We start from the raw sequence: 25,779 nt of genomic DNA, 5'->3' as shown, positions 1-25,779 counted from the left end.
TATGGTTATTGTGCAATTATCGGGAGGGCTGGGCAACCAGATGTTTGAATATGCCCTCTATCTGAGCCTGAAGGCTAAGGGAAAAGAAGTAAAAATAGATGATGTCACCTGTTATGAAGGGCCGGGAACAAGGCCGAGGCAGCTGGAGGTGTTCGGAATTACCTATGACCGGGCAAGCAGAGAGGAACTGACGGAAATGACAGATGCTTCCATGGATGCGCTGTCCCGTGTCAGGCGAAAGCTGACCGGCCGCAGGACGAAGGCCTACCGGGAACGGGATATCAATTTTGACCCGCTGGTGATGGAAAAGGATCCGGTATTGCTGGAAGGGTGTTTTCAGAGTGACAAATACTTCCGGGACTGTGAGGAAAAAGTCCGTGAAGCATACCGGTTCCGCGGGATAGAGTCGGGTGCTTTTCCGCTGCCTGAGGATTATCTCCGGCTGGAGAAACAGATAGAGGACTGTCAGTCGGTCAGTGTCCATATCCGGAGGGGCGATTACCTGGATGAAAGCCATGGCGGCCTTTATACGGAGATCTGCACGGAAGCTTATTATAAAGAAGCTTTTGCGCGGATGGAGAGGCTGGTACCCGGCGCCCGTTTTTTCCTGTTCAGCAATGATCCGGAATGGACGGGGGAACATTTTGAAAGCAAAAATTGTGTCCTGGTGGAAGGAAGCACGGAGGATACGGGTTATATGGATCTGTATCTGATGAGCAGATGCAGGCATAATATTATAGCTAACAGCAGCTTCAGCTGGTGGGGAGCATGGCTGAATGAAAATCCGGAGAAAAAAGTAATAGCGCCGGCAAAATGGCTGAACGGCAGAGAATGCCGGGATATTTATACGGAGAGAATGATACGCTTATGATGGAAAATATTAAAAAACTGAGCCGCATTTTAAGTAAGGAACAAAAACGGAAGGTAGGCCTGCTGGCGATTCTTATTCTTATCGGCGGGGTACTGGAAACCATAGGGGTTACGTCGATCCTGCCTTTGATTACGGCGATCATCGATCAGGATAGTATGCTGCAGAGCGAAATGGTACAGAAAATCTGTTTGTTTTTCGGATTTGAACTGAGCAGGGAGAACTACACCCAGCTTATTCTGCTTCTGCTTCTTCTGGTTATCGTCGTCATTGTGGTGAAAAATCTTTTCCTGCTGCTTTTGACCTATGCCCAGGCCAGATTCGTGAATGGAAATCAGTTCCGTACGGTAAGCTATATGCTGGAAGAGTACCTGAACCGTCCTTATGAATTTTATCTCAATGCGGATATCCCTACCGTATTCCGTCTGGTTGACAGTGATGTGCCCAAGGTATTTACTATCCTGATGGAATATATACAGCTGGCGAGTGAAGCCGTTGTTGCGGTTTTTCTGTGCGTAACCCTTCTGCTGGTGGATTTTAAAATGACAGTGGTGATGGGTGGAATACTGGTATTTATGACACTGCTTATCATGCGTGTCATGAAAAACAGGCTGAATTCCATGGGGCTGAAGTCCCAGCAGGTTCAGAGCCGCATGGGGAAATGGCGCCTTCAGTCCATTTATGGAATCAAGGATGTGAAAATTCTCCATAAGGAAGCTTTCTTCGCAAAAAATTTCCGCAAATATTCTCAGATTGCCGGTGAAGTTACCAGTAAATATACGGTATTGAATAATGTCCCCAGACTTCTGATAGAAACTCTCTGTATGGGGGGCGTTCTTGCCTATCTGGCCGTTTATATCATGGCAGGCGGCAATTTAACGGAAATGATTCCTCAGATGACGGCTTTTGCCTTTGCTGCTACAAGGCTGCTTCCCAGTGTAAACCGTATCAACGGACATGTTACTAACATTGCATTTTTCCAGCCTTCGCTGGATTATGTGTATGAAAATGTGGATTTCAGCGATTATACGAAGTATGGGGAGTACCAGAATAAGGATGATGTGAATGCCGCGGCGATTCCTGTCAGGGATGCGATCTGCCTTAACAACATCACCTACTTATATCCCAATACTACGAAAAAAATCCTGGATGATGCCTGTATGCGCGTGCCGATAGGGAAATCCGTGGGTGTTATGGGACCTTCCGGCGCTGGAAAAACGACGGCTATCGACATCCTCATGGGTCTGCTTCAGGTGCAGGCGGGAACGATAACCTGCGGCGGCGTCAATATTTTTGATAATTATCCTTCCTGGCTGAGCCATATCGGATATATTCCTCAGACGATTTTCCTGACGGATGACTCCCTTAGGGAAAATATCGCTTTTGGTGTGGACAGGGATGAGATAGATGATAAAAGAGTTTGGCAGGTGTTGGAAGAAGCTCAGATGAAGGAATTCGTGGAGCAGATGCCTGAACAGCTGGAAACCAGCATCGGCGACAGAGGGGTTCGTCTGTCGGGCGGACAGCGGCAGAGGATCGGTATCGCAAGGGCGCTGTATCATAATCCGGAAATTCTGGTGTTTGATGAAGCGACCTCCGCTCTGGATAACGATACGGAATCGGCTATTATGGAGGCTATCGACAGCTTCCACGGGCGCAAGACCCTTATCATAATTGCCCATAGATTGCGGACGATAGAGAATTGTGATATTATCTACAATGTGGATAAAGGGAAAATTGTGGAAGCGAAGCTGCCGAAATAATGGAATGGGAAAAGGAAGAAATGAAATGGTCGGAACTGAATTGCTTAAGGGGCAGGGATTGGGAAACCAATTATTTTGTTATGTGACAACCAGATGTATTGCCATGAAACAGGGCAGAGATTTTTCCATATTAGGCAGCGATACACTTGCGAATAATATCCATAGCTCCTGCGGTCTTTACTTCATGGATCTGGATTTTGGCGTAAAGGCTGAAAAAAAAGATTTTGCAGGCACCTATTATGAGAGAGATGACAGGATATTTACCGGCAGTTCCCGCCATGATATGACACATGGATGTTATGTTACAGCTGCGGATGAAGGTATGTTTCAGGTGGCGGATAATATGCTTCTGTTCGGGAATATGCAGGCGGAAGAATATTATATCGCTTATAAAAAGCAGATTAAACAATGGCTCAAAGTAAAACAGGAATATGACTGTCATGATTTTACAGATAAAAATTTATGTGTTCTGCATTTGCGGTGTTCTGACTATATGGATTCACCGGAATTGTATCTCAGAAAAAAATATTGGCTTGACGGCATGAAAAATATGCGCAAAATAAATCCGGATATGAAATTTATGATTATAACGAATGATGTTAAGGAAGCGAATAAATTTCTACCCGGAATTCCGGCTTATAACTTTGATTTGGCAAAGGATTATTCCATTCTGAAGAATGCCAGATATCTTTTGCTTGCCAATTCTTCCTTTGCTTATTTTCCGGCCTTTACCAGTGATACGGTGGAGTATATTATAGCCCCTAAATACTGGGCCAGACATAATGTTTCGGATGGATATTGGGCCAGTGAGCAGAATATTTATTCGGGCTGGAATTATATGGATCGGAAAGGACGTGTATTTTCAGATGAAGAATGCCGGCATGAGCTGGAGGTTTATAAGAAGAAATCTGGCAGGTATCGGAGACTGAATGTGAAACCCGGAAAGCTGAAAAGCTGTCTTTATAAAATACAAAGTAAGAGCATTTATACCAATGCCAGGCTGCATAAAATTGCCAGAGGGGTTATTCGCAGAATGAAGGCATTGAAAGGCAGGTAATGCGGTATGGATGATAAAAAAAGAAGCTATTATAATGCACAGGGGAAGCTGGTTCTGCCTCAGGTGACTCTTTGTGCTATGGACAGCGTACAGGTCAGGGCAACTTTAAAGGCAATGGAATACAGCATGAAAGATATCGTATTCGCAGATGCCGTTATAATTACAGACAAAAAACCTTTATTTATGCCGAAGGGTATTCGATATGCGCATATAGACAAATTATGTAATATTGACGATTTTAATTATAAAACAGTTTATGATTTAGGGGGCTATATTAAAACAGAATTTGCACTCCTTGTCCATTATGACGGTTTTGTGGTTCATCCTGAAATGTGGAGGGATGAATTCCTGGATTATGATTATATCGGTTCTCCCTGGCCCCTGCCGAAACCAGGGGACACGACTACCTACAGAGATATTCATGGGAATATATGCCGTGTAGGGAATAGTGTGGGTATCCGCAGTAAGCGTCTTATGGACTTCCCTAAAAAAGCCGGGGTGCCATGGGTTGGGGAAAAAGGTTATTTTAATGAGGATGGCTTTATCTGCTGTAAAATCCGCCACCTTTTGGAGGCGGAGGGGATGCAGATTGCGCCGTTGGAAGTTGCAAAGTATTTTGGACATGAGAATATGATACCGGAGACAGAAGGCATAACACCCTTTGTTTTTCATAAATGGTACGGTACAAATAGCGGTTATCCTGATTTCCGCCGAAAGAATAAGCTTTTGCACAGATTAAAAAAGATACATGGAAGGTTGATAAACAGATAAAAAACTATTTGGAACTCAACAGACAGGAAAAAATATGGTATATGATTGCTTTCAGTTTTTTAACGAATTAGATATCTTAAAGCTTCGGCTGCATGTTATGGATCCTGTGGTTGATCGGTTTGTAATCAGCGAGGCAACGGAAACCTTTTCAGGTAAGGCAAAACCGCTATATTATGAAGAAAATAAAGAGATGTTTGCGGAATTTGCAGATAAAATTATACATGTGGTAGTGGATGATACACCTCAGGGATATACCCATGACAGGGATACTTTTCAGAAAAATGCGGTAGGCAGAGGGCTTAAAAACTGTACGGATGATGATATCATTATTTTCAGTGATCTGGATGAAATACCCAATCCGGAAAAGGTGAAGGAAATAATAGCTGACTTTGATGAAAATAAGATTTATCATTTTGCGCAGCGGTTATTTTACTGCTATCTTAATATGGAGGAAGTTTCAGGCAGTTTGTTATCTTATGCCGGAGAATTTCCGGGGGTGAAAAGGAAAAAGTGGATTGGATCCAAAATGTGCAGCTATGGGCTGCTTAAGAAACAGGGATTAGAACTGGGTGAGCTTCGTTTCCCGGAAAGAAAGGAATGCGGTATCCGCGTAGACGACGGAGGCTGGCACTTTGGCTACATGGGAGGCCATGGGGAAAAGGATGTAAAAAAACGTGTTGCCGAAAAGGTGAGAAGTGCGGCACATCAGGAATATAATAAAGCAGAAGTGCTGTCAGATGTTGCGGATCGGATTAAGGACGGAAAGGATATATTCGGCAGAGATGCCTCTTTTACTCTGGTGAAAATTGATGATTCGTTTCCCCAATATCTGCGTGAGCATACGGATGAATATGAGTTTTTGATTCTTAGGGAAGAGGCACCTTTAAAAAAAGGACTTCGCCATGCGGCAGGAACAATACGCCGGGGATTTTTCCGGGCAGGCCATTTTGTGAAAAAAGTGCTGCGGAGGATAATACATGCTGGTACCTAAAGTTTCCATATGCATACCTGCTTATAATAATGTGAATGAAGTCAAACGTCTGTTGGAATCTATTTTTCTGCAGAGTTTTAAAAATTATGAAATTATTCTTACTGATGATTCCACTAACAATGAGATTTCAGAATTGATAGAACAAATGGGGCGGCAGAAGATTCGTTATATTCATAATCCCAAACCGTTAGGGCATATTTTCAATTGGAACAGAGCTCTTTCCGAAGCGAAGGGTGAATATGTCAAGATTATGTTTAGCGATGACTGGTTTACCGATGCGGACAGCCTTGAAAAAATGGCGGCGCTGCTGGATAACAAGCCGGAGGCATCTTTGGCTTTTTGCGGTACGATGCAGGTACCTTTGGATAGTCCGCATAATAAAGGCGCTTATGCACGTTGCGCTCAGAAATGGTATATCGATCGGCTGAATAATGACTATAGGAATCTATTTCTGGGGAATGAGATTGGAGCACCCAGTGCCACTATCTACAGAAGCTGTGATGTGATGTTCGATGAAAAAAGCAACTGGGCATCCGATATGTTTTTATATTTTGAAATCTTTAAAAAGAATCCTGTTTTTGCTTATACAGAAGAAGCTCTGATTTCTATTGGTATTCACGAAGAACAATATACAGGAATGTTTAAAGAAAAAGATATCCGGAAATTTAATGATATGCAGTTTTTGTATGAAAAGTATGAACTGTGGCAAAGCAAAAACTGCAGAAATTATATGCTGCTGCAAATCCTGAAATTTAAACAGGGCTGGAAAACAGCAAAAAACTGCAGGATTTCCTTCGGTTCTTATTTCAAGCAGGGAATGCAATGGTTCTGGAAAAATACCATACAGGGATATTGGAATGGGGCGTTGCATAAAGCAGGACTGCGAAAATGATGTATCAGCTGTCTAGCTGTCTAAGAGGATAAGTGGATGGAAAAAGAAAAACAATTCGGCGGAAAGCTGGCAGGTATAGGACAGTTCTGCTTTTATGCAGGCCTGGTGCTGGAGCTTTTGATTGTTATCATTGATAAAAGTGCATATATTAACCCGGTTGAAGGTCAGTTATTCCGCATTACATTTATTCTTTTTCTGATAAAGGTATGCTGCACCAAATTCTCGTTAAAAGAATGGCTTTGGCTGCTCGTTTTTTTACTTTTGGCCGGAAGCTGCTATATGTTTTCAGGACGTGATGAAGCAGTACGGCTTGTAGTATTCTGTGCGGCTTTTAAGAATATAGATTTAAAAAAATCGTTGAAATTTACCTTTTGGATCACATTATCCGGCTGTATTTTACTTGTGGTATTGGCGGTAACCGGAATATTTGGAAACATGTATATTGTTGATGAAGGTGACCGGGGAATACGATATTGTTTTGGTTTAGGGCATCCCAATGCTTTTTATTGTATGTATTGGGTTTTGGTCACGTTGGGGATATATTTATATTGGGAAAAAATGAAGTCTTGGATTTACGCGCTTATATTTCTGGCAGGTATCTGGCTTTATTTCCTGACTAATTCCAGAACGGGAATTATAATTCTGTTGTTTTCTCTATTGCTGTCTTTGTTTTTGGCCTATGGGAAAAATATCAGGAACAGCCGTTGGGTGTATATTGCGGGGATCGCAGCTTTCCTTTTTTGTGTGGGCATGTCCGTTTGGATGGCTTATTATGAGCCCTATGAAGGCCCCTTTTACCCCTATGACCGCTTCTTTACCGGCCGGATAACCAGTATGAATACATTGGAGGGAGGAGGGGGAATCCTTCGCAACTGGAGCCTGTTCTCCCGGCCTGAAAACACCAAATATTTCGATATGGGCTATGTGCGCCTGTTTTACTGGTATGGAATCATACCGGGGGTGGTTTATGTTGTTCTATATGCAATGCTGATCTGGCAGTGCTATAAAAAGAAAAATTATATGGGCTTCATGATGGTACTCAGTTTTGCGCTGTACACCATGCTGGAAGCGCATTTTATCTCCGTATATTTGGGGAGAAATTATGCCCTCTTTTTGACAGGGGCATATTGGAGCGACATGCTTCACTGCAGGAGACAGAAGCTACGGGCAGGTGGAGAACCGCCGGCTGAAGGTGAAATACAGGAAGAGTACTGGTGGAAAGGCTGGCGGTTCTTTATGAAACAGGGCGGAAGATAAAAAAGAAAGGTGCAATTATGAGGCTGGTGATTGACTGCTTTAAATTGGTTAAAGGCAAAGGGAAAAGTATAGGCATATACAATCTTGCACAAAGTCTGGTACAGCATCTTACTGCTACGAACAAGAGCGGGGAGCACTGTAAGGAGATTATTGTCCTGGGAAATGAGTATAACAGGAAAGATTTCGATATTCCGGGTATCCGTTTCGTCCTTATGAAAGGGAACCCGCTGAATAAACTTACCTGCATTGTATGGGAGTTGTTTCTCGTACCGTGGAAGGCCAGAAAGTATGGGGCGGACCGGATCCTTTTCCCACGGGGCTACCGTCCTCTGTTTTACAGGGGAAAAGATACGGTAATCATACATGATTTGATTCCTTTTTATTATGATAAGCATTTTCCCGGTGTACTGAACCGATTTGAAAATGCCTATATTATGAGCCGCCTGAAGGCATCTATGAAGCATGCGGATCGGATTATCACCATATCTGAATTTTCAAGGAAGGAAATTGACGCTATGTGCCCGGGAAGCGGCAGCAGAGTCAATGTCATTTATAATGGACTGAATAAGGTGGAAGCGTCGGAAGAAAAATGTGCGCTCAGCCCTCAGGGACCGTATATTTATGCCACAGCATCCAAACTTCCTCATAAAAATGCGGCAGGGGTGCTGAGGACCTATGATGCTTATTTCCACCAGACCGATGATCCGGTCAGACTTGTGGTGGTGGGCATACCGGGGACGGAAGAGTTTGAAATCAGTGAAGAAGCCGCCGCTTATGTGACCTGCTATAAATATATAGAGCGTACAGAGGATATGCACAGCCTGCTGGCAGGAGCGAAAGCTTTCCTTTTCCTGTCCCTGATCGAAGGCTTTGGCTTTCCTCCATTGGAAGCCATGCAGCTGGGAGTTCCGGTGATATCCTCAGACAGAACGGCCCTGGCAGAGGTGGTAGGAGATGCCGGGCTTCTGACCGATCCGGATAATTATGCACAGACGGTGGAGTGCCTGAATCGTGTGCTGGAGGATGAAGAGCTTCGCGCCGGGCTGATTCAGAAAGGCTATGCCAATGTGAAAAGATTTGACTGGGACAGCCGCATTGCAGCATACTGGGAGGAATTGTCCAGGTGACAGATAAGATTTCGGTGATTATACCTGTTTATAATGCAGAAAAATATATTTCCGACTGTCTGGAAAGCGTTGTCCGGCAGACCTATAAGAACCTGGAGATTCTTCTTGTTGATGACGGTTCCAAGGACGGCAGCGCAGGAATCTGCCTGGAATGGTGTAAAAAGGATGCCAGAATCCGCCTCCTTCAGAAAGAAAACGGAGGGGTTTCCTCTGCCCGAAATTTGGGGCTGCAGGAAGCATCCGGCGAGTATGTCACTTTTGTGGATGCAGATGACTGGATAGGCGAAAGAATGCTGGAAAGGCTGTGGGCATGCATAGAGAGCGATAAAAGTGAGCTGGCAATGTGTGAGTTCAGGGAAGTGAATTCCGGTGATCGGAAACGCCTTGCCTGGAAACAGAGCGGCGGACAGCCTTCTGATAATGAGGAAGCGGAACAAGGCAGGAAACCCGCCATATGCGGCGGAGAGAATACTTCTGCGCTGTCTGTAAAGGATTATGTTGAAAACTGCCTTTTAGCCGGTAATACCAGATGCTGGAGCATTCTTTTTGACAGAAAGATGATTGGAGATATCCGGTTCCCGGAGGGGATAACGATTGGAGAGGATCTGCTTTTTCTGGTGGACCTGCTCCCTTATGTGAAAATGGTTTCCATATTAAAGTCCGGGGAATACTGTTACTATATCAATGAAGAAGGCGCTATGTTTTCGGGGTTTCGTCCGTCATATATGGATCAGATAACCTGCTGGCAGAGGGCATGTGGAAAAATAGGGCAGTTATATCCCGAATATGTGTATAAAGGAAGGATAGCCCTGTTTCAGGCGTCTCTTCTGACCGCAGGGAAGCTGGCTTTGCTTACACGGCAGGAAAGAAAAGAAAAGGCCGCCTGTTTGGAGAGCTGCATACAAGCTGCAAAAGAGGCGGCCCGGGACAGGAAGGCGTGGAAGGGGCTGCCCGCAGGATATAAGGTCAAAGGAATCCTGTTTCTTAATTTTCCATCTCTTTATTTAGATTTGTATCATATGTGGAAATGCGGCAGTATCTGAACTGCTGCAGGAAGGTGTGAATCCGTTGAAAAAAGATAAAATTGTATTATACATGCATGCCGGAAGCGGCAATCATGGGTGCGAGGCTATTGCAAATACTGTATGCCGTATGCTTCCCAAGCCCGCAATTGTTGTTACCAACAGCGCTGAGGAGGATGAGGCGTATTCTCTGAATGGGTTATGCACGCTGGTGGAGGAAAAGAAAATAAGAAAAAACTTTTTTATCCATGTGTATTATTACCTTAAAGAGAGGCTGTTTCATGACCCGGAAGCAGCCATGAGATACCGTTTCAGGGAGGTCACCGGAAAAAATCTGAGAAACCTCAACATTTCCATAGGCGGAGATAATTACTGTTATGATCTTCTTTTAAAGGATTTGAAGCTGGCTAACAAAATGTTTCGCGAGCAGGGAGGAAAAACCGTTCTGCTGGGATGCTCCATCGAACCTGAGCTGTTAACCGATCCGGATATTATAGATGATATGAAACGCTATACCTGCATTATTGCCAGGGAATCCATTACCTGGGAGGCCCTTCAGGATGCGGGTGTGAAAGACAGCACGTATCTGATACCGGATCCCGCATTCCTCCTTAATACGGTGGAAAAGCCGGTGCCCGAGGCTTTTAAGGAAGGAAACATGGTGGGACTGAACCTCAGCCCCATGGCAGTGGAAAATGAGTCAGTGGCCGGAATTACCATGGAAAACTACAGAGCTCTTATCAGTCACATCCTGGATACTACGGATATGAATATTGCGCTGATACCTCATGTGGTATGGAAAAATAATGATGACAGGACTGTTCTGCAAAGTCTGTACAGAGATTTCAGTAAGACAGGCAGAATCGTACTTATCGAAGACTGCAGCTGTGAAGAGTTAAAAGGATATATCGCACGATGCCGCTTTTTTATTGGTGCAAGAACCCACTCCACCATAGCGGCTTATTCGTCTTTGGTTCCCACGCTGGCGGTAGGGTATTCCGTGAAAGCAAGAGGAATCGCGAAGGATCTGTTCGGTACATGGGAGGACTATGTCCTTCCGGTGCAGAGCCTCAGCCAGAAGGGGGAACTGATTGAAGGCTTTGAGTGGCTGAAAGAACAGGAACAGGCTGTCAGGGCACGTTTGGAAAAGGTGATGCCGGCCTATCTGGAACGCACCAGACAAATAGGAAAAACGCTGGGGAAATTAGCGGATTAAGGGGATGACTGTATGGAGCGGTTACAGGAACTGATACAGAGAACGGATACTATTCAGAAAATAAATGCATTACAGGAACATATCTGCGAAGAACTGCTTACTTATCCAAGAATAAGCCAAAAGGTAAGAATCAAAAGATTTATTAAAAAATATCTGCTGTTCCGCAATGTTCAGCCGGTTGATCGTTTTTTCTGGCCTAATGCTCTTTTGGCAAGAGGGCTTTCAGAGGTCTGCCGGGGAACCGCGGACAGCCACAGCATGAAAGCGCTGGAGCAATATCTTGGCAGATGGATCAGGAAGGACATGCCCGTTTACTATGTGGATAATGTGACCAACGGTATTCCCTTTCTGGATTTATATGAGAGGACAGGCGATGAAAAATACATGCTGGCTTCCGGGCGTCTTGCGTCATATCTGATGAAATATCCCAGGGACAGCAAAGGGAATCTGCCCTACCGGCTTAAGGATGGAAACCATATTTATGCGGATACCATCGGCATGATATGCCCTTTTCTCTGCCGGTACGGGATAATGACAGAGGATGATACAGCGGTTAAGCTGGGAGTTGCACAGATGGTGCATTTCCTGGAGGGCGGAATGGATGAACTGTCAGGATTTCCTTATCATGGCTTTAACAGTGATACGGGGATGAAATACGGGATAATCGGCTGGGGAAGAGCCGTAGGCTGGCTTACCTCCGGAATGTCGGAGAGCCTCGCTTATCTGCCGGAAAAAACACCGCAGTTCAGTTTTATCAGGGAACATTTCAAAGGACTTGCGGAAGAGACGGTTAAATACCAGAGGAAAGACGGCAGCTTTGCCTGGCAGCTGCAGGCGCTGGAGGGACCGGCGGATACTTCTGCTACGGCCATGATTGCCTGTGCGCTGCTGAGAGGCATGCAGTTCGGTAATCTGGATGCGGATTATGAGGACAATATATTCAGGGCAGGAGAGTATCTGCTTTCCCGGATGAAAAACGGAAAAGTGGAGCAGTGTTCGGCGGAATGTGAGGGCTTCAGCCAATATCCCCAGTATTATGGAAATTATCCATGGGGAGACGGGCCGACATTACGGCTGTTTGGGATGATGGAGGAAATCTGAATGAGAGAAAACCGTCTTATATTTTATGATACCTGCAACTACAGAGATTATCCGGTGGGCGGCCAGGTAACGAGCATAAAGAATTTTCTCAGCTTCCTGTCACAAGAATATCCGGAACATGGGAAAGATGTATTATTGGTTGGAGTTTCCTGTGATGCGGAAGAAGTCGGGAAGATAATTAACATATCCACTGCCGGATCGGAGTATTCCTTTTTGGCAGTAACCCAGGCCTCCACAGACTTGAGTAAGGTGAAAAAGTCCCTGAGAATGGAATATGTGAAAGGTTTATGGAAATACCGCAAACTGATAGGAATAGGAAAAAACGACTGTAATTATATTCATACGCCGGAAGCATTCGGTGCGGTAAGGATGCTTCGTCCAGGCTCTGTCTGCTATGTTTTTTCCCATGGCACTTACTTAAATATGTGGCAGAGAGTGCGTTTTTTTAAAAAAGCGCCCTTGATTCGAAAAGCTTTTCAGAGCTTTTTGATTCATGTTATCAAAAAAAGTACGGCAGTTTTTGTGCTGGAACAGGAGACGTGGGAGGATTATCGTGTGTACAATAAAAACACAGTACATGTGGGAAATTCCATTGTCGTTCAGCCATATGTGCAACGCCATCTTCATGAGGAAGAGGTGAGGTTTTTATATGCCGGAAGGTTATCTGCCGTGAAAAATGTGGGGCCTATGATCGAGGCTGTTAAGTCCTATGACAGAACATGCAGTTTTACCATACTGGGAGACGGGGAAGAACGGGGAAAGATGGAGAAGCTGGCAGACGGTAATAAACGGATTCGTTTTATCGGAGCGGTAAAGCCTGATGAAGTTCAGAGGGCAATGAAGGAAGCGGATGTGCTGATAATGAATTCCACCTTTGAGGGAATACCCATGACCATACTGGAGGCCATAAGCCAGGGACTGCCTGTTATTACAACGGATGTGGGTGGGATTAAAGAGGTTCTTACCTACGGAAAGGACTCGGAAGTCACTGACGGCAGTGTGGAGAGAATCCATACGGCCATGGATAAAATCTTATTGGATTATGAAGCGTATGCGAAGGCAGCTTATGACAAATCACTGCAGTTTGATTACAGGAAAGTTAACCGTAAGGTATTTGATGTGCTTAATGAAAGCCTGCATTGGTGATCTGAGTTGGTTCAGCAGGGGAGAAACTTGAAACAAAGTATGTTTCAAGTATTGAATTAATGTCCGCTGAAGCGGACAAAGGGTATAAATATGATTCGTAATAAAAAGGAATTGAAAGAATATCTGGCTTATGAAAAAGCTTTGTATTTTGGAGGCGGGAACGGCTCTTATCTGCGTGCATGGCTGCTGCGGTCCAAATTCTACAGGATTTGGCAGTATTTGCGGACACTCAGGCATGCGGAATATCATAAAAACAGAATTCCCGGCGAAGCGGATTCCGGGAAGATAAATTCTTTGTGGGATAAGATGGCTTTTTTCTGGTACCATCGAAGAAAATATGTATTGGGAAACCGGCTCGGTTTTGAAATACCGGAAAACTGTTTTGAGAAAGGGCTTTTGATTTATCATATTGCGCCTATTGTAGTGAATGAGGACGCGAGGATAGGAGAAGACTGTTGTATTACCGGAAACTTTTGTGTGGGAAATACAGGGGCAGGGACGAAAAGCCCTGTGCTTGGGAAGGGTATTACGGCAGGATGGGGATCTTCTGTTATTGGAGATGTCAGGATTGCCGATGGGGTTACGATTGGTGCGGGGTGTGTTGTTGTTTGTGATGTGATGCAGGAAGGTGTGTCGGTTGCGGGAGTACCGGGGAAGGTATTACATTTGAGGGAATAATCAGATAATTTCAGGTTGACATATGAATTGATGAAATATTGAAAACAAGAGCATATATTGTTGTTAAATATATTTGATGATTTGGTTAAAGTGCAAATAATATACAGATATAATATGAATACCTTGAATGGTGATCGGGTATAGAATTGTTGAAAGACTTAATTGAATTATTGTTATATATAGAATAAATATTATTTGTTTATAAACTAAAAAAATGTCAATTAGTATTATATACTGCAATATACAGATATTTAAACAGGTGATTGAATTTGTTTTTTTAATAAAGTACATGATTTATATAGATGGGAGAGTGGATAAATGGAAGAAAAATTAATTAGTATCATTGTCCCGGTATATAATGCACAGAATTATTTGAAACGCTGTGTGGACAGTATTGTGAACCAGACGTACGGCAATTTGGAAATTATCCTTGTTGATGATGGGGCAGAAGATAAAAGTCCGGAAATGTGCGATGCATATGCAGCTGCCGATCATCGGATAGAGGTTATTCATAAAGAGAATGGGGGATTAATGTCAGCCTGGATGGCAGGTGTAAAGAAGTCCAGGGGAGATTATTTAAGTTTCATTGACAGTGATGACTGGGTGGAAACGGATATGATGGAAGTAATGATTCAGAAGACTTCGGGATGCCCGGGTGAAATTATCTGCGGTAATTTTGTTATTGAGAGGACAGGAGGGATTACAGAGCATTATCATGAGCTTCCTCCCGGAATTTATGAAGGATTGGATTTGGAGAAGAAGGTAAAAAGCCGACTGTTAGGAAATGAGCGGAGGACAATATCTATGTCCCGGTGTATGAAACTCTTTTCCAGAGAACTGATTGTGGACAACCTTGGATTTTGCAATCCTAAAATAAAAATGGGAGAGGATGTGAACATTGTTCTTCCGGCGCTTCTGGATTGCAAAAGAGTGGTAATATTGGAAGGGGCGCTTCATTATCATTATTTTTATAATGATACTTCCATTGTTCATAAATACGATGGGCATATGTATGAAGGAATCAGGATTCTGACAGATACGATAAAGGAAATATTTATGGCAAAAAATATTTCTGATTGGGAGAGTCAGTGGGAGGAGGAGAAGCTGTTTCTTTTTTTGCTTGCGGTAAAAAATGAGCTGCGTGGTGGGAGAATGGGATATATGGAACGGATTCGGCAGATCTGTAAAGATGAAAAGCTGAATGATGTTGCAGACAGGTATAAGGCAGAACCAGAGGACAAGGTAAATAAACTTTTGCTATGGGTGGTAAAAAAGCCGTCAGCGGTTCGGTGTATGTTGGGAAAAATGATATTTGAAGTGTTTGATAAAGTGAGAAGATAAATAAACAAATGAATGATTGTATGTACCTTTTGGAAAGAATATGGTTGGATCTGTTTTTTTAGAGAAATGGGAAAGAATAATTGTAAATACTAAGGAAGATGGAAATTATAATTGTAAAGTGAATAGTATTATTAAGATGTTAATAGTGTGATGATTTAAATATTTGCTGGCTAAACGTATACAATAATATGATTTGTGGGAATAGTCAAATAATTACTAAATAACTTCTGCTGAGACTGAAAATATTTATGTTATATTGAAATATTCTGTGAAATAGATTCTTTTCTGCTTATATAGTGAAAATAACTCTTGAGAGAAAGTGAGTAAATATATGATTATTATTAAGGTTATGGGGGGACTTGGAAATCAAATGCAACAATATGCGCTGTATGAAAAGTTCAAGTCTATAGGAAAAAATGCAAAGCTGGATATTTCCTGGTTTGAAGACTCTTCCATGCAGGAAAAGGTTTTTGCAAGGCGTTCGCTGGAGTTGAGACAGTTTAAAGACCTGCAGTTTGATACTTGCAGCGCTGAAGAAAAGGAAGCTCTATTGGGTAAGAGTGGAATTTTAGGTAAATTGGAACGGAAATTGATTCCTGCCAGGAATAAACATTTTTATGAAGGTGATATGTATCATTCCGAAATATTTAACATGTCCGATGCTTATTTAGAAGGGCATTGGGCCTGCGAAAAGTATTACCATGATATAATGCCCTTGCTCCAGGAGAAAATACAATTTCCTGAATCTGCAAATAGTCAGAATATAACTGTAAAAAAACAGATGAAAGCAGAAAATTCTGTCAGTATACATATCAGGCGGGGGGATTATCTTGATCCTGAAAATGAAGCCATGTTCGGAGGAATTTGTACGAATAGTTACTATAAAGCGGCTGAAGAATATATAAAAAGCCGTGTGCCGGATGCACATTTTTATTTGTTTTCTGATGATACTGCGTATTTGCGCGAGAATTATCATGGAGATGAGTATACTATAGTTGACTGGAATAAAGGCGAAGACAGTTTCTATGATATGGAGCTTATGAGCTGCTGCAGGCATAATATATGTGCGAACAGTACATTCAGCTTTTGGGGGGCCAGGCTGAATAGAACGCCGGATAAAATTGTTATACGGCCGGCTAAGCATAAAAACAGTCAGGAGATTGAGCCGCAGTTGATTCATGAATTGTGGGATAATTGGGTGATAATTGATGGAGATGGCAGAATTCTTTGACATTAGCTGGGATGAACAGCAGACAGTGTTTAGAGAAACAATTTAACATGAATTTGACTTTGCTTATTTGACTTTTCTTATTAATATGTAAAGTTGTAAAATACTGTTTTTAGTAGTATAATTTATAAGCTATTTGTACAAGAAGAGTATATAAAATATTATAATGTACAGTCGGAGGATTAATGGGGATCAGACATAGCATTTTAGGGGTTGCAAGTATTGTTCTGCTGGTAATCTGTTCTGTTATATTTGTAAAAATAGAGAATGATGAGAATAGCAAAGAAGTTGGCATAGCGAGTCAAGTAGGATTTGATGTTGCCGGAGAAGGTAAGAATTACAGAATTACAGTAAATAAAAACGACAATGATAATTTGTACTATGCTTTTTTGCCATCATATGCTGAATTAAGCAAAATTAAATTGAGTATTAATGGTGATGCTAAAGTGAAAATAGCAGAAACAGAGTTGAAAAGTGGTGAATATTTAGAAAACTTTGAAACTAATCAGGAATATTCTATTGTTTTGTATACTTCTAAAAATAAAATAGTTGAGCAGGGGAAAATACAGTTTTTAGTGTCTGCAAACTTGCCGGCTGTCTTTATTACTACCAAAAGTGGAAATATGGACTATATAAATTCTGAAAAAGGTAATAAAGAAAAGGGATTTATTATTATTACTTCAGAAGAGGGAAAAGAATTATATTCAGATAAATTGGACAAGTTAAGTGGAAGAGGAAATACATCCTGGGATGCAATAAAGAAATCTTATAGTTTAGAAACACATTCAAAAGCTGAACTTTTGGGAATGAAGGATGCAAAGAAGTGGATATTGATAGCTAATTATTATGATGGAACATTTATAAGAAATAAAATAGGTTTTCAAATGGCAGAAGAAGGAGGCTTATCCTATACTCCGGACAGCCGGTTCATTGATCTATATATAAATGGACAATATTGGGGGCTGTATCAATTAACAGAAAGAATCGAAGTGAATAAAAACAGGATTAATATTGACGATGGATATTTATTAGAGATAGATTATCCCGAAAGAGCTATATACGAAAAAAATGTTATGTATCTTGAGAATGGACAGCCTGTTGTAGTGCATAATCCTAAGAAAATGACGGACAGCCAATATTTGTTTTTAGATAAGTGGTTTAACGACATGTTGGGCGCTTTATATGCAGATGATTATGTAAATCCAGTGACTGGAAAAGGAATTTTTGAGTATTTGGATAAAGAATCTTTTGCCAGGATGTATTTGATAGAAGAGATTTATGAAGATTTAGATATGGGAGTAACAAGCCATTATATGTATAAAGAAAAAGAAGATGAGAGCTTGCTGTATGATGGGCCCGTATGGGATTTGGATAATACAATGGGGAGAGGCTTTGATCTTAGAAATGAACTGTTTGCCATCAATAACTCTTTAGCATCTAATCAAATAAGCAGATGGTACGCCAGGTTATGTGGAAATGAAGAATTTTATCAGACCGTGTTAATGGAATGGGAGGAGCATTTTTATCCTGTTTTAAATGAAATAGTTAATACAGGAATTGATGATTTAGTTGTATCTTTGAGTCCCTCAATATATATGGATCAAATCTGTTGGCCTGGTGAAAGAAGTATTTTTATGACGGATGCGGATTTGGAAACCAATGTACTGTTCTTAAAATCGTATCTTGAACAGAGAATGAAATTTTTAGACACTGCATTTACTTATAAGAAGGAAGAAACATTTTCTATTATGAAAGCACAGGCAAATGATCTCCCTGCTATAGAAACAATTGAGGAATATCAGCTGCCAGAAGAAAATGCAGAGCTCATAGATGAACCTTCAGATAAAGGAATTTTAGATGTTATTTTCAGTCGACATGGAATTATACTTTTTACATTGATGGCGATTATATTAGTTACATTAATAGGTGTGGATATAAAAAGGAATAGAAAAATCAGATGAGAAACCAGGCCAAATACAGATACGAAATAAAATATATTTGTTCTGATCTGCAGATGCTGCAAATGGAAGAAAAAATAAGTATTCTGCTGGACAGAGATTCTCATGTGGACGAAAAGGGATACTATACCATAAGAAGTCTTTATTTTGACGATTATTATAACAGTGCATTTTATGAAAAAGAGGATGGAAATAATCCTAGAGAAAAATACCGAATTCGTTATTATAATAATGATAAAGGGAGGATTCATCTGGAAATTAAAAGAAAGGTTGGGGCAAAAATACAGAAAGAGTCCTGTGCTATTACAGAAGGAGAGGCTGCGGCCATGATAGAAGGACAATGGGCGGAAATAGCAGGAAATACCTCCAAGGTGGTACGGAATTTTTTCCTCAATGGAATGACCCGTATATTTCGTCCTAAAATTATTGTAGAATATGATAGGGTTCCATATGTAGGCAAGGAAGGAAATGTGAGAATAACTTTTGATAAAAATATCCGCTCTTCTTCTCAGGTTGAGGAGTTTTGGGAGAAAGATTTATCAACACGTCCTATTATGCCGTCCGGCCAGCATTTGCTGGAGGTTAAATTTGATGAGTTTTTACCGGACTATATCTATAATACACTGCAGATGGAAAATATGACACAGACTGCATTTTCCAAATATTATCTTTGCAGAAAATATGCTATATAAAGAAACGAGGTTAAAAATGAGTTTTTCTGATATCTTTAAAAAATCTTTTCTGGAAGGATTTTCCAGTATGGAACTGGGCTTTAAGGAAATAATGGTGGTTTTTCTCATCACTGCTTGTTTGGCGTTCTACATATTTTTGGTATACCGTACTGTAACAAGACGAACTTTTTATTCTAAAAACTTTAATATTTCACTTGCAATGCTATGTTTGATAACATCAGCAGTAATATTGACGATTCAATTTAGCATTGTTATTTCACTTGGTATGGTTGGTGCGCTTTCGATTGTCAGGTTTCGAACGGCTATTAAGGACCCGATGGATTTGGTGTTTTTATTCTGGTCTATAAGTGTTGGTATTATTTGCGGAGCAGGTCTGGCAGAAGTGGCTGTTATTTTGTCACTTTTAATAACTATAGGAATTCTGCTCCTTGATAAAATGCCTGCAGTGTCAACTCCTATGTTGATGGTAATCAATGCAGACAGCAGTGAGGTGGAAGAACAAATCCTCATAGCAGTTAAGAAATACAGTAAATTCAGTAAAGTTAAATCCAGAAATATGTCCGGTGAAAGATTGAGTATGATTATTGAACTCAGAACAAAACAGGAAAGTGAGCTCATTAAGGAAGTGAATGGGCTGGAGCATATGCTTTCTGTTTCTTTATTGGAGCATGACGGTGAAGCGACTTATTGACATAAAGGAATTTGCAATAAAATCCTATGTATATTAAATGGAATATGCATAGGATTATTAATAAGAAAAAGAGAAGATAAATGAAGCCTATCAAATGTATAAATACCGCAGTTAAAAAAGGAATAAATTCAGATTATCTGAAGATTTTTATAATAAATTTTGTTATTGCTATGCTGAGCTTTGCCTTGCTTATTATAAGAGGCAATGGTATTTTTACGTTGTGCAATGATTTCAATGAACAGCAGATACCGTTTCATATGCTTGCAAATAATTCCCTGAAGAACGGAGGGTTCTTGTGGAACTGGAATATTGATCTTGGTTCCAGCTTTGTTGGGGCTTTAGGATTTTATGTGCTGGGAAGCCCTTTCGCATGGCTCTCGTTTTTATTTCCGGCCAGATTTTATCCCTTTCTTGTGGGCTGGCTGTATATGATGAAATATGCGACTGCAGGCACACTGGCATATGGTTATATAAAGCGCTTTACAAGTAAGAAATATGCTGCATTGGGAGCCGTATTATACGCTTTTTCCGGTTTTCAATGTGTAAATCTTATTTTTCACCATTTTCACGATGCGGTAGCTTTTTTCCCTCTTTTATTAATCGGGTATGAAAAACTGGCGAGAGAAGGGAAAAAAGGGGTACTGGCATTTGCTGTATTCGTGAATGCTTTTGTGAACTATTATTTTTTTATCCAGGAAGTTATATTTCTTATCCTTTATTTCTTATGCAGAGAAGGTATCAATTTATGGAAAAAACGGAAGCTGATCGGAAGCTGCTTTGCTGAAGGAATTTTGGGAGTGGGAATGGCTGGTATCATTTTTATCCCTTCTGTTCTTTTTACCATGCAGAATCCCCGAATCACCAGACTGCTTCCTTTAGACCATTGGATTTATACAGGAAACAGAGATTTCCTTCAGATAATACGTACTTTGTTATTTCCGGGAGAATTAATGAACTCGCAGTCATGCATCAAAGAGTTTGACTGGACATCCTGGTCTGCTTATCTGCCGATGATAGGTCTGTCACTGGTTCTGTGCTATATTATAAAAAACTGGAAGAGCTGGCTTGGCAGGATTTTGATGATTTGCATTGTGGCTACGGGGATACCGATTATAAACAGTGTATTTGGAATGTTTTCAGATACAAATTATCACCGATGGCTTTATATGCTTATTTTATTAATGAGTTTGGCTTCGGCCATAGTCATGGAAAACAGAAAAGAATATCCTGTAAAAAGGATATCCTTTGTCCTGTTTCTGTTTATGTGTTTTATTACAGTCGGCTCTTATTGGTGGTCTGAACATAAATTTCAGCTTATTTACCAGCCGAGGGTGTTTCTTGTCTTGTCATTAACGGGAATAGCGGGGGTTCTGCTTACCTGGCTGATAACTCTATGGATAAAGAAAGAGAGGAGCTATTTTATTTGTATGGGATGTGCTGTAGTAATCTTCAGTATATTTACCACAGGATATACAGCGAAGCTTTATCAAAGAATATCACCGCAGATGTCTCAGCAGTATTATAGTCGGCTTATGGCATTTCAGGAGTTTAAATTGCCGGATGAACGGTATCGGTTTGACAGCAGTGATAATACATTACTTATGGCAGCATCATTGCCGGGGACAGGGTCTTTTACCTCGATGGTAAATGCATCTATTTATGATTTTTATGAAGCACTGGATACATCAAGACCGGTATTTACACCAGAAACGGCGGAAGGAACACGGGAACTGCTGGGGGGAAAATACTATATTTCTACGGAATTGAAGAAAGACACCGAATATTTACAAAAAGTAAGCAGTTCGGAAAAAGATTACTATTTATATGAACATGACCTGGCGGTACCGATAGGAAGTGCATATAATATGTATATGACAAGCTCGGACTTTTTTGAGATATCCGATGAACTTCGTCCGGCCGCGATGCTGAAATGTATTATTGTTTCAGATGAAGATGAATATAAAGTTTCCGATGTACTAAAAAAATATGATAAACAGAAAGATGAGGACATCTTTGCATACAAAATAGAAAAACTTGTGGAAGAAAGGAACAGGGAAGCTTCAGAAATATTGGAAAAAAGCTATGGCGGTTTTACATGTACCATAGCTGTGGATAAGACAAAGTATGCTTTTTTCAGCGTACCATATGACAGAGGATTTAAAGCCTATGTAAATGGTAATAAGGTTGAAATCCTTAAGACAAACGGAATGATGGCAATTCCCCTGGAAAAAGGGATAAATAAGATAAAATTTGTGTATATGAATTATGATTTAGTAATAGGTCTGATTTCTACGATAGTTTTCTTTATATTGTGGATAATATATAAAAAGGGGATATGCAAAAACAGAGATAAAGTAAAATCAACTGTTGAGGTGGAATAATCAGTTATTATATGGTAAAATATTAGGACTATTGAAAAAGAAAGAAGCAGTGAATGGGACGAGTAAAATATGCAACCAGAAATATTCTGTTTGGTTATGTCAGTAATATTATAACGCTGCTGCTGAATGCAGGTTTGCGTTATGTATTTATTATGCGTCTGGATGAGACTCTTCTGGGAATTAACAGCACATATACCAATATTTTGTCTGTACTCTCACTGGCGGAATTAGGAGTTGGTACTGCCATCAATTTCAGCCTTTATGCTCCTGTGGCCAGGCATGATAAAGAGAAAATAAAAGCATATATGCAGTTTTATAAAAAGGCTTACCGAATGATTGCTATAGTTGTAGCAGCGGTAGGTCTGATTTTAGTTCCTTTTTTGAAATATATTATTAAGGATCCGGTTGGTATTGACAGTAATCAGGACTTAATAAATTTTTATCTGATTTTTTTATTTAATACGGTAAGTTCATATTTTGTAGCATATAAGTATAGCTTGCCAAATGCGGAACAGAAAAATTATATACAGTCAAACGTAATTACGATAACTAAAATAGTTACGACAGTTGTTCAGATTATTGTAATTCTTGCTACTTCAAGTTTTTATGGATATTTGATTTCAGCATCGGTTATTGAACTGGCTCAAAAGATTTTTGCCAATATTTATCTTAATTATAAATATCCTTTTTTAAAAGAACAAAATGTGGAAAAGCTTTCAAAAGAGGAAACTGCAGATATAAAAAGGAAAACGGGAGCGCTTGTCTGCCATAAGGTAGGAGATGTTGCACGGCTTCAAACAGATTCTATCATAATCTCCGGTTTTATCAATGTGGCTATGTCGGGTGTGGTAGATAATTATAACCTGGTTATATCCTCCGTATCCAATTTTGTTAATATTATTTTCAATTCAGTGATATCAAGTTTTGGAAATCTGATAGCAACAGAGTCGAAAGAGAAGCAATACAGTATGTTCTGTATTTACCGCTTTTTCGCCTCATGGATATATGGCTTCTCAGCAGTTGGCTTTTATATTTTACTCACTCCGTTAATCCAATTGTGGCTTGGAGATAAGTGGATGCTTCCCGGAACAGTCACAGCAGCAATATTGTTAGATTATTATTTTAAAGGGGAACGGGTGGTTTTATCTAATTTTAAAACTGCAGCAGGTGTATTTGAACAGGATAAATATCTGCCGTTGGTACAGGGAGCGGTAAATCTCATTATTTCCATAGTTCTTGTCAGAAAGATCGGCTTGGTAGGAGTATATATAGGAACGATTGTATCAGGGCTGCTGGCCAATTTTATCAGGCCTGTAATTATATATAGAGTGTGTTTTGAAAGAAAGACAGCAGGTTACTTTATTGATGCAGTTAGATATGTGTTTGTTATCATATTAGCAACAGTATGCTGCGTGATGTGCGGCAATATTTTTATGAAGGAAGTCACAATTGTTTCTTTCACTATTATGTTAGTTGTTATAACTTTGGTTTTTAATGGATTATTTCTGTTGTTCTTTGGAAGAACAGATGAATTTAGGTATTTATTTGCACTTTTTAGAGATAAGGCATATGCTTTAATAAACAGGGTGCATTACCGATAACACCATTTTTAAGAAAAAGGAAAAATGAATGACGACAGAATTGAAATACAGTAGTATATTGGGTACAAAAATTAATATAACGGACATGAATAAAACGGTAAGTTATATTGAGCATCATTTGGAGGAACTTAAGGGGCATTATATCTGTGTCTCTAATGTTCACACTACGGTAACTGCCTATCGAGATGAAGAGTACAGAGAAGTACAAAATAATGCAGCAATGAATATTCCGGATGGTAAGCCGTTGTCTATTGTACAGAAACATTCTGGTTATAAAGATGCTGGAAGAGTTCCAGGGCCGGATTTAATGCCTGAAATATTTAGAATTTCAGAGACAAAAGGTTATAGACATTATTTTTATGGCAGTCGTCAGGATACGTTGGATGCATTGCATGAAAAGCTCATGGAACAATACCCACGCTTGAAAATTGTTGGTATGTATTCTCCTCCGTTTCGTCCGATGAGTGAAAAAGAGGATTTGGATGCAATAGAAAATATTAATGCCGTGAGTCCAGATTTTTTATGGATAGGATTGGGAGCTCCAAAACAGGAAAAATGGATGGCGGCGCATGACGGAAAGGTCTGTGGGGTCATGATTGGTGTAGGTGCTGGCTTTGATTTTCATGCCGGGACTATTAGAAGAGCTCCGTTATGGATGCAAGAGTTTTGCATGGAATGGTTATTCCGTATAGGACAAGATCCTAAAAGACTTTTGCCCAGATATTTAGATACAAATTTTTCCTTCGTCTTTTATCTCTTTCGTGAATTGCTTAAGGGAGAAAAAAATATAGACAAAAAGCATATTAATGAAACAATTAATAGTAATATAAATAAATCTATTTTTAAAGGTAAAAATGGCCGTCCCTTACGCATAGCTATGATTGGGCATAAACGGATACCATCCAGAGAAGGAGGTGTGGAGATTGTGGTGGATGAGTTATCTTCCAGGATGGTGAAGTTGGGGTACGAGGTACATGCTTATAATCGTTATGGGAGACATACGGCTGGTAAAAAATTTGATCAGCGAAGAGGGAAATATTATAATGGTATTCGTTTGATTACAATTCCTACACCTAAAGCCAGTTCTCTTAATGCCATTGTCTACTCTTTTTTTGCTGCAATTAGAGCTTTGTTTGGAAGATACGATGTGCTCCATTTTCATGCTGAAGGACCCTGTACAATGTTATGGATACCAAAGCTTTTTGGTATTCGTGTGGTTGCTACTATACATGGATTAGATTGGCAGCGTTCAAAGTGGGGGAATTTTGCAACAAAGGTATTGCAGTTTGGTGAAAAATCGGCAGTTAAATATTCTGATGAATTAATAGTGCTTTCAAAGAATATGCAAGATTATTTTTTTGAAAAGTATAAGAGGGAGACGGTGTTTATTCCAAATGGTATAAATAAACCGGAAATAAAGCCAGCAGACATGATTTATCGACAATATGGATTGGAAAAGGATGGATATATACTTTTTTTGGCGAGGATTGTGCCGGAGAAGGGACTTCACTATTTAATAGAAGCATTTTCACAGGTTAAAACTGAAAAAAAACTTGTTATTGCCGGTGGTAACAGTAATAGTCATGATTATATGGAACAAATAAAAGAAATGGCTTCAAAGGATCAACGCATTATTATGACAGATTTTGTACATGGACAATGTCTTGAGGAGTTATATTCTAATGCATATATATTTGTTCTGCCCAGTGATGTGGAAGGAATGGCTCTTAGTTTATTAGAAGCGATGAGTTATGGAAACTGTTGTTTAGTTAGTGATATTGAAGAAAATAAAGAAGTTATTGGGGAATATGCTAAAACATTCAAAAAAGGAAATGTTTCGGATTTGGAAAAAAATATAACTGAACTTATAAATGCTCCGGATATTGTAAGTTCCTACCAAAAAATCAGTAGAAATTATATTTGTGACAAGTATAATTGGGATAAGGTAGTGAATGATACATTAAATTTATATTCCACAGAATAGTTTGAAGAAGGATG

The 25,779-nt window shown here is 40.2% G+C and carries 21 protein-coding genes; all 21 read left to right on the top strand.

Annotated elements, in window-relative coordinates; all coding sequences use genetic code 11:
• Window position 1 precedes the first annotated feature (1 nt).
• The 21 genes from BLA28_RS03540 (at window position 2) to BLA28_RS34490 (ending at window position 25,765) form a co-directional block, all read left to right on the top strand.
• Window positions 2-871, top strand: a complete 870-nt coding sequence (locus BLA28_RS03540) for an alpha-1,2-fucosyltransferase (RefSeq protein ID WP_081329825.1) — start codon at window positions 2-4, stop codon at window positions 869-871.
• A complete protein-coding gene (locus BLA28_RS03535; RefSeq protein ID WP_069156589.1) occupies window positions 868-2,631 on the top strand; it encodes an ABC transporter ATP-binding protein in 1,764 nt (587 codons plus the stop codon). Before BLA28_RS03540 ends, BLA28_RS03535 begins: the two co-directional genes overlap by 4 nt.
• Before the next feature lie 25 nt (window positions 2,632-2,656).
• Window positions 2,657-3,688: an O-fucosyltransferase family protein gene (locus BLA28_RS03530; protein WP_069156587.1), complete on the top strand. Its 1,032-nt coding sequence runs from the start codon at window positions 2,657-2,659 to the stop codon at window positions 3,686-3,688.
• 6 nt (window positions 3,689-3,694) lie between these two features.
• Complete coding sequence (locus BLA28_RS03525; RefSeq protein ID WP_069156038.1) at window positions 3,695-4,459, top strand: DUF5672 family protein; 765 nt, start codon at window positions 3,695-3,697, stop codon at window positions 4,457-4,459.
• Window positions 4,460-4,493: 34 nt separating this feature from the next.
• Window positions 4,494-5,450: a glycosyltransferase family 17 protein gene (locus tag BLA28_RS03520; protein ID WP_009251339.1), complete on the top strand. Its 957-nt coding sequence runs from the start codon at window positions 4,494-4,496 to the stop codon at window positions 5,448-5,450.
• Window positions 5,437-6,342 carry a glycosyltransferase family 2 protein gene (locus BLA28_RS03515; RefSeq protein ID WP_069156037.1) on the top strand — a complete coding sequence of 302 codons (906 nt, stop codon included), beginning with the start codon at window positions 5,437-5,439 and terminating at the stop codon, window positions 6,340-6,342. Before BLA28_RS03520 ends, BLA28_RS03515 begins: the two co-directional genes overlap by 14 nt.
• Before the next feature lie 36 nt (window positions 6,343-6,378).
• Window positions 6,379-7,599 (top strand): O-antigen ligase family protein, encoded by a 1,221-nt coding sequence (locus BLA28_RS03510; protein WP_069156036.1) that lies wholly within the window; start codon window positions 6,379-6,381, stop codon window positions 7,597-7,599.
• A complete protein-coding gene (locus BLA28_RS03505; RefSeq protein ID WP_141702866.1) occupies window positions 7,557-8,726 on the top strand; it encodes a glycosyltransferase family 4 protein in 1,170 nt (389 codons plus the stop codon). Before BLA28_RS03510 ends, BLA28_RS03505 begins: the two co-directional genes overlap by 43 nt.
• Window positions 8,723-9,769 carry a glycosyltransferase family 2 protein gene (locus BLA28_RS03500; RefSeq protein ID WP_069156035.1) on the top strand — a complete coding sequence of 349 codons (1,047 nt, stop codon included), beginning with the start codon at window positions 8,723-8,725 and terminating at the stop codon, window positions 9,767-9,769. The genes BLA28_RS03505 and BLA28_RS03500 overlap by 4 nt, the downstream gene beginning before the upstream one ends.
• A gap of 16 nt (window positions 9,770-9,785) precedes the next feature.
• Window positions 9,786-10,964 carry a polysaccharide pyruvyl transferase family protein gene (locus tag BLA28_RS03495; protein WP_081329823.1) on the top strand — a complete coding sequence of 393 codons (1,179 nt, stop codon included), beginning with the start codon at window positions 9,786-9,788 and terminating at the stop codon, window positions 10,962-10,964.
• Between the two features lie 12 nt (window positions 10,965-10,976).
• Window positions 10,977-12,065: a glycoside hydrolase family 88 protein gene (locus BLA28_RS03490; protein WP_069156034.1), complete on the top strand. Its 1,089-nt coding sequence runs from the start codon at window positions 10,977-10,979 to the stop codon at window positions 12,063-12,065.
• A complete protein-coding gene (locus BLA28_RS03485) occupies window positions 12,066-13,211 on the top strand; it encodes a glycosyltransferase family 4 protein (RefSeq protein WP_069156033.1) in 1,146 nt (381 codons plus the stop codon).
• Between the two features lie 90 nt (window positions 13,212-13,301).
• Window positions 13,302-13,889: an LbetaH domain-containing protein gene (locus BLA28_RS03480; protein ID WP_069156032.1), complete on the top strand. Its 588-nt coding sequence runs from the start codon at window positions 13,302-13,304 to the stop codon at window positions 13,887-13,889.
• Window positions 13,890-14,207: 318 nt separating this feature from the next.
• A complete protein-coding gene (locus tag BLA28_RS03475) occupies window positions 14,208-15,230 on the top strand; it encodes a glycosyltransferase family 2 protein (RefSeq protein WP_069156031.1) in 1,023 nt (340 codons plus the stop codon).
• A gap of 331 nt (window positions 15,231-15,561) precedes the next feature.
• Window positions 15,562-16,461 (top strand): alpha-1,2-fucosyltransferase, encoded by a 900-nt coding sequence (locus tag BLA28_RS03470; protein ID WP_069156030.1) that lies wholly within the window; start codon window positions 15,562-15,564, stop codon window positions 16,459-16,461.
• A gap of 182 nt (window positions 16,462-16,643) precedes the next feature.
• Window positions 16,644-18,419, top strand: coding sequence for a CotH kinase family protein (locus BLA28_RS03465; protein ID WP_069156029.1), 1,776 nt, complete (start codon window positions 16,644-16,646; stop codon window positions 18,417-18,419).
• Window positions 18,416-19,108: a polyphosphate polymerase domain-containing protein gene (locus BLA28_RS03460; RefSeq protein WP_069156028.1), complete on the top strand. Its 693-nt coding sequence runs from the start codon at window positions 18,416-18,418 to the stop codon at window positions 19,106-19,108. Before BLA28_RS03465 ends, BLA28_RS03460 begins: the two co-directional genes overlap by 4 nt.
• A gap of 16 nt (window positions 19,109-19,124) precedes the next feature.
• Entirely contained in the window at window positions 19,125-19,799 is a 675-nt protein-coding gene (locus BLA28_RS03455; protein ID WP_069156584.1) for a DUF4956 domain-containing protein, read from the top strand.
• Between the two features lie 80 nt (window positions 19,800-19,879).
• Window positions 19,880-22,180 carry a YfhO family protein gene (locus BLA28_RS03450; RefSeq protein WP_069156027.1) on the top strand — a complete coding sequence of 767 codons (2,301 nt, stop codon included), beginning with the start codon at window positions 19,880-19,882 and terminating at the stop codon, window positions 22,178-22,180.
• A gap of 53 nt (window positions 22,181-22,233) precedes the next feature.
• A complete protein-coding gene (locus BLA28_RS03445) occupies window positions 22,234-23,781 on the top strand; it encodes a lipopolysaccharide biosynthesis protein (protein ID WP_071698887.1) in 1,548 nt (515 codons plus the stop codon).
• Window positions 23,782-23,809: 28 nt separating this feature from the next.
• A complete protein-coding gene (locus tag BLA28_RS34490; RefSeq protein WP_330388738.1) occupies window positions 23,810-25,765 on the top strand; it encodes a WecB/TagA/CpsF family glycosyltransferase in 1,956 nt (651 codons plus the stop codon).
• Window positions 25,766-25,779 lie beyond the last annotated feature (14 nt).

Origin of the sequence: Eisenbergiella tayi, from assembly GCF_001881565.1 — a bacterium.
Classification (GTDB): domain Bacteria; phylum Bacillota; class Clostridia; order Lachnospirales; family Lachnospiraceae; genus Eisenbergiella; species Eisenbergiella tayi.
The sequence above is the reverse complement of the archived record's forward strand: the minus strand, read 5'-3'. Positions and strand labels throughout refer to the sequence as shown.

Coding starts and splice junctions, on each gene's coding strand:
- BLA28_RS03510 (WP_069156036.1), top strand. CDS start 6,379: ATGGAAAAAGAAAAACAATTCGGCGGAAAGCTGGCAGGTATAGGACAG.
- BLA28_RS03450 (WP_069156027.1), top strand. CDS start 19,880: ATGAAGCCTATCAAATGTATAAATACCGCAGTTAAAAAAGGAATAAAT.
- BLA28_RS03465 (WP_069156029.1), top strand. CDS start 16,644: ATGGGGATCAGACATAGCATTTTAGGGGTTGCAAGTATTGTTCTGCTG.
- BLA28_RS03515 (WP_069156037.1), top strand. CDS start 5,437: ATGCTGGTACCTAAAGTTTCCATATGCATACCTGCTTATAATAATGTG.
- BLA28_RS03485 (WP_069156033.1), top strand. CDS start 12,066: ATGAGAGAAAACCGTCTTATATTTTATGATACCTGCAACTACAGAGAT.
- BLA28_RS03470 (WP_069156030.1), top strand. CDS start 15,562: ATGATTATTATTAAGGTTATGGGGGGACTTGGAAATCAAATGCAACAA.
- BLA28_RS03520 (WP_009251339.1), top strand. CDS start 4,494: ATGGTATATGATTGCTTTCAGTTTTTTAACGAATTAGATATCTTAAAG.
- BLA28_RS03455 (WP_069156584.1), top strand. CDS start 19,125: ATGAGTTTTTCTGATATCTTTAAAAAATCTTTTCTGGAAGGATTTTCC.
- BLA28_RS03445 (WP_071698887.1), top strand. CDS start 22,234: ATGGGACGAGTAAAATATGCAACCAGAAATATTCTGTTTGGTTATGTC.
- BLA28_RS03530 (WP_069156587.1), top strand. CDS start 2,657: ATGGTCGGAACTGAATTGCTTAAGGGGCAGGGATTGGGAAACCAATTA.
- BLA28_RS34490 (WP_330388738.1), top strand. CDS start 23,810: ATGACGACAGAATTGAAATACAGTAGTATATTGGGTACAAAAATTAAT.
- BLA28_RS03525 (WP_069156038.1), top strand. CDS start 3,695: ATGGATGATAAAAAAAGAAGCTATTATAATGCACAGGGGAAGCTGGTT.
- BLA28_RS03490 (WP_069156034.1), top strand. CDS start 10,977: ATGGAGCGGTTACAGGAACTGATACAGAGAACGGATACTATTCAGAAA.
- BLA28_RS03475 (WP_069156031.1), top strand. CDS start 14,208: ATGGAAGAAAAATTAATTAGTATCATTGTCCCGGTATATAATGCACAG.
- BLA28_RS03540 (WP_081329825.1), top strand. CDS start 2: ATGGTTATTGTGCAATTATCGGGAGGGCTGGGCAACCAGATGTTTGAA.
- BLA28_RS03480 (WP_069156032.1), top strand. CDS start 13,302: ATGATTCGTAATAAAAAGGAATTGAAAGAATATCTGGCTTATGAAAAA.
- BLA28_RS03460 (WP_069156028.1), top strand. CDS start 18,416: ATGAGAAACCAGGCCAAATACAGATACGAAATAAAATATATTTGTTCT.
- BLA28_RS03535 (WP_069156589.1), top strand. CDS start 868: ATGATGGAAAATATTAAAAAACTGAGCCGCATTTTAAGTAAGGAACAA.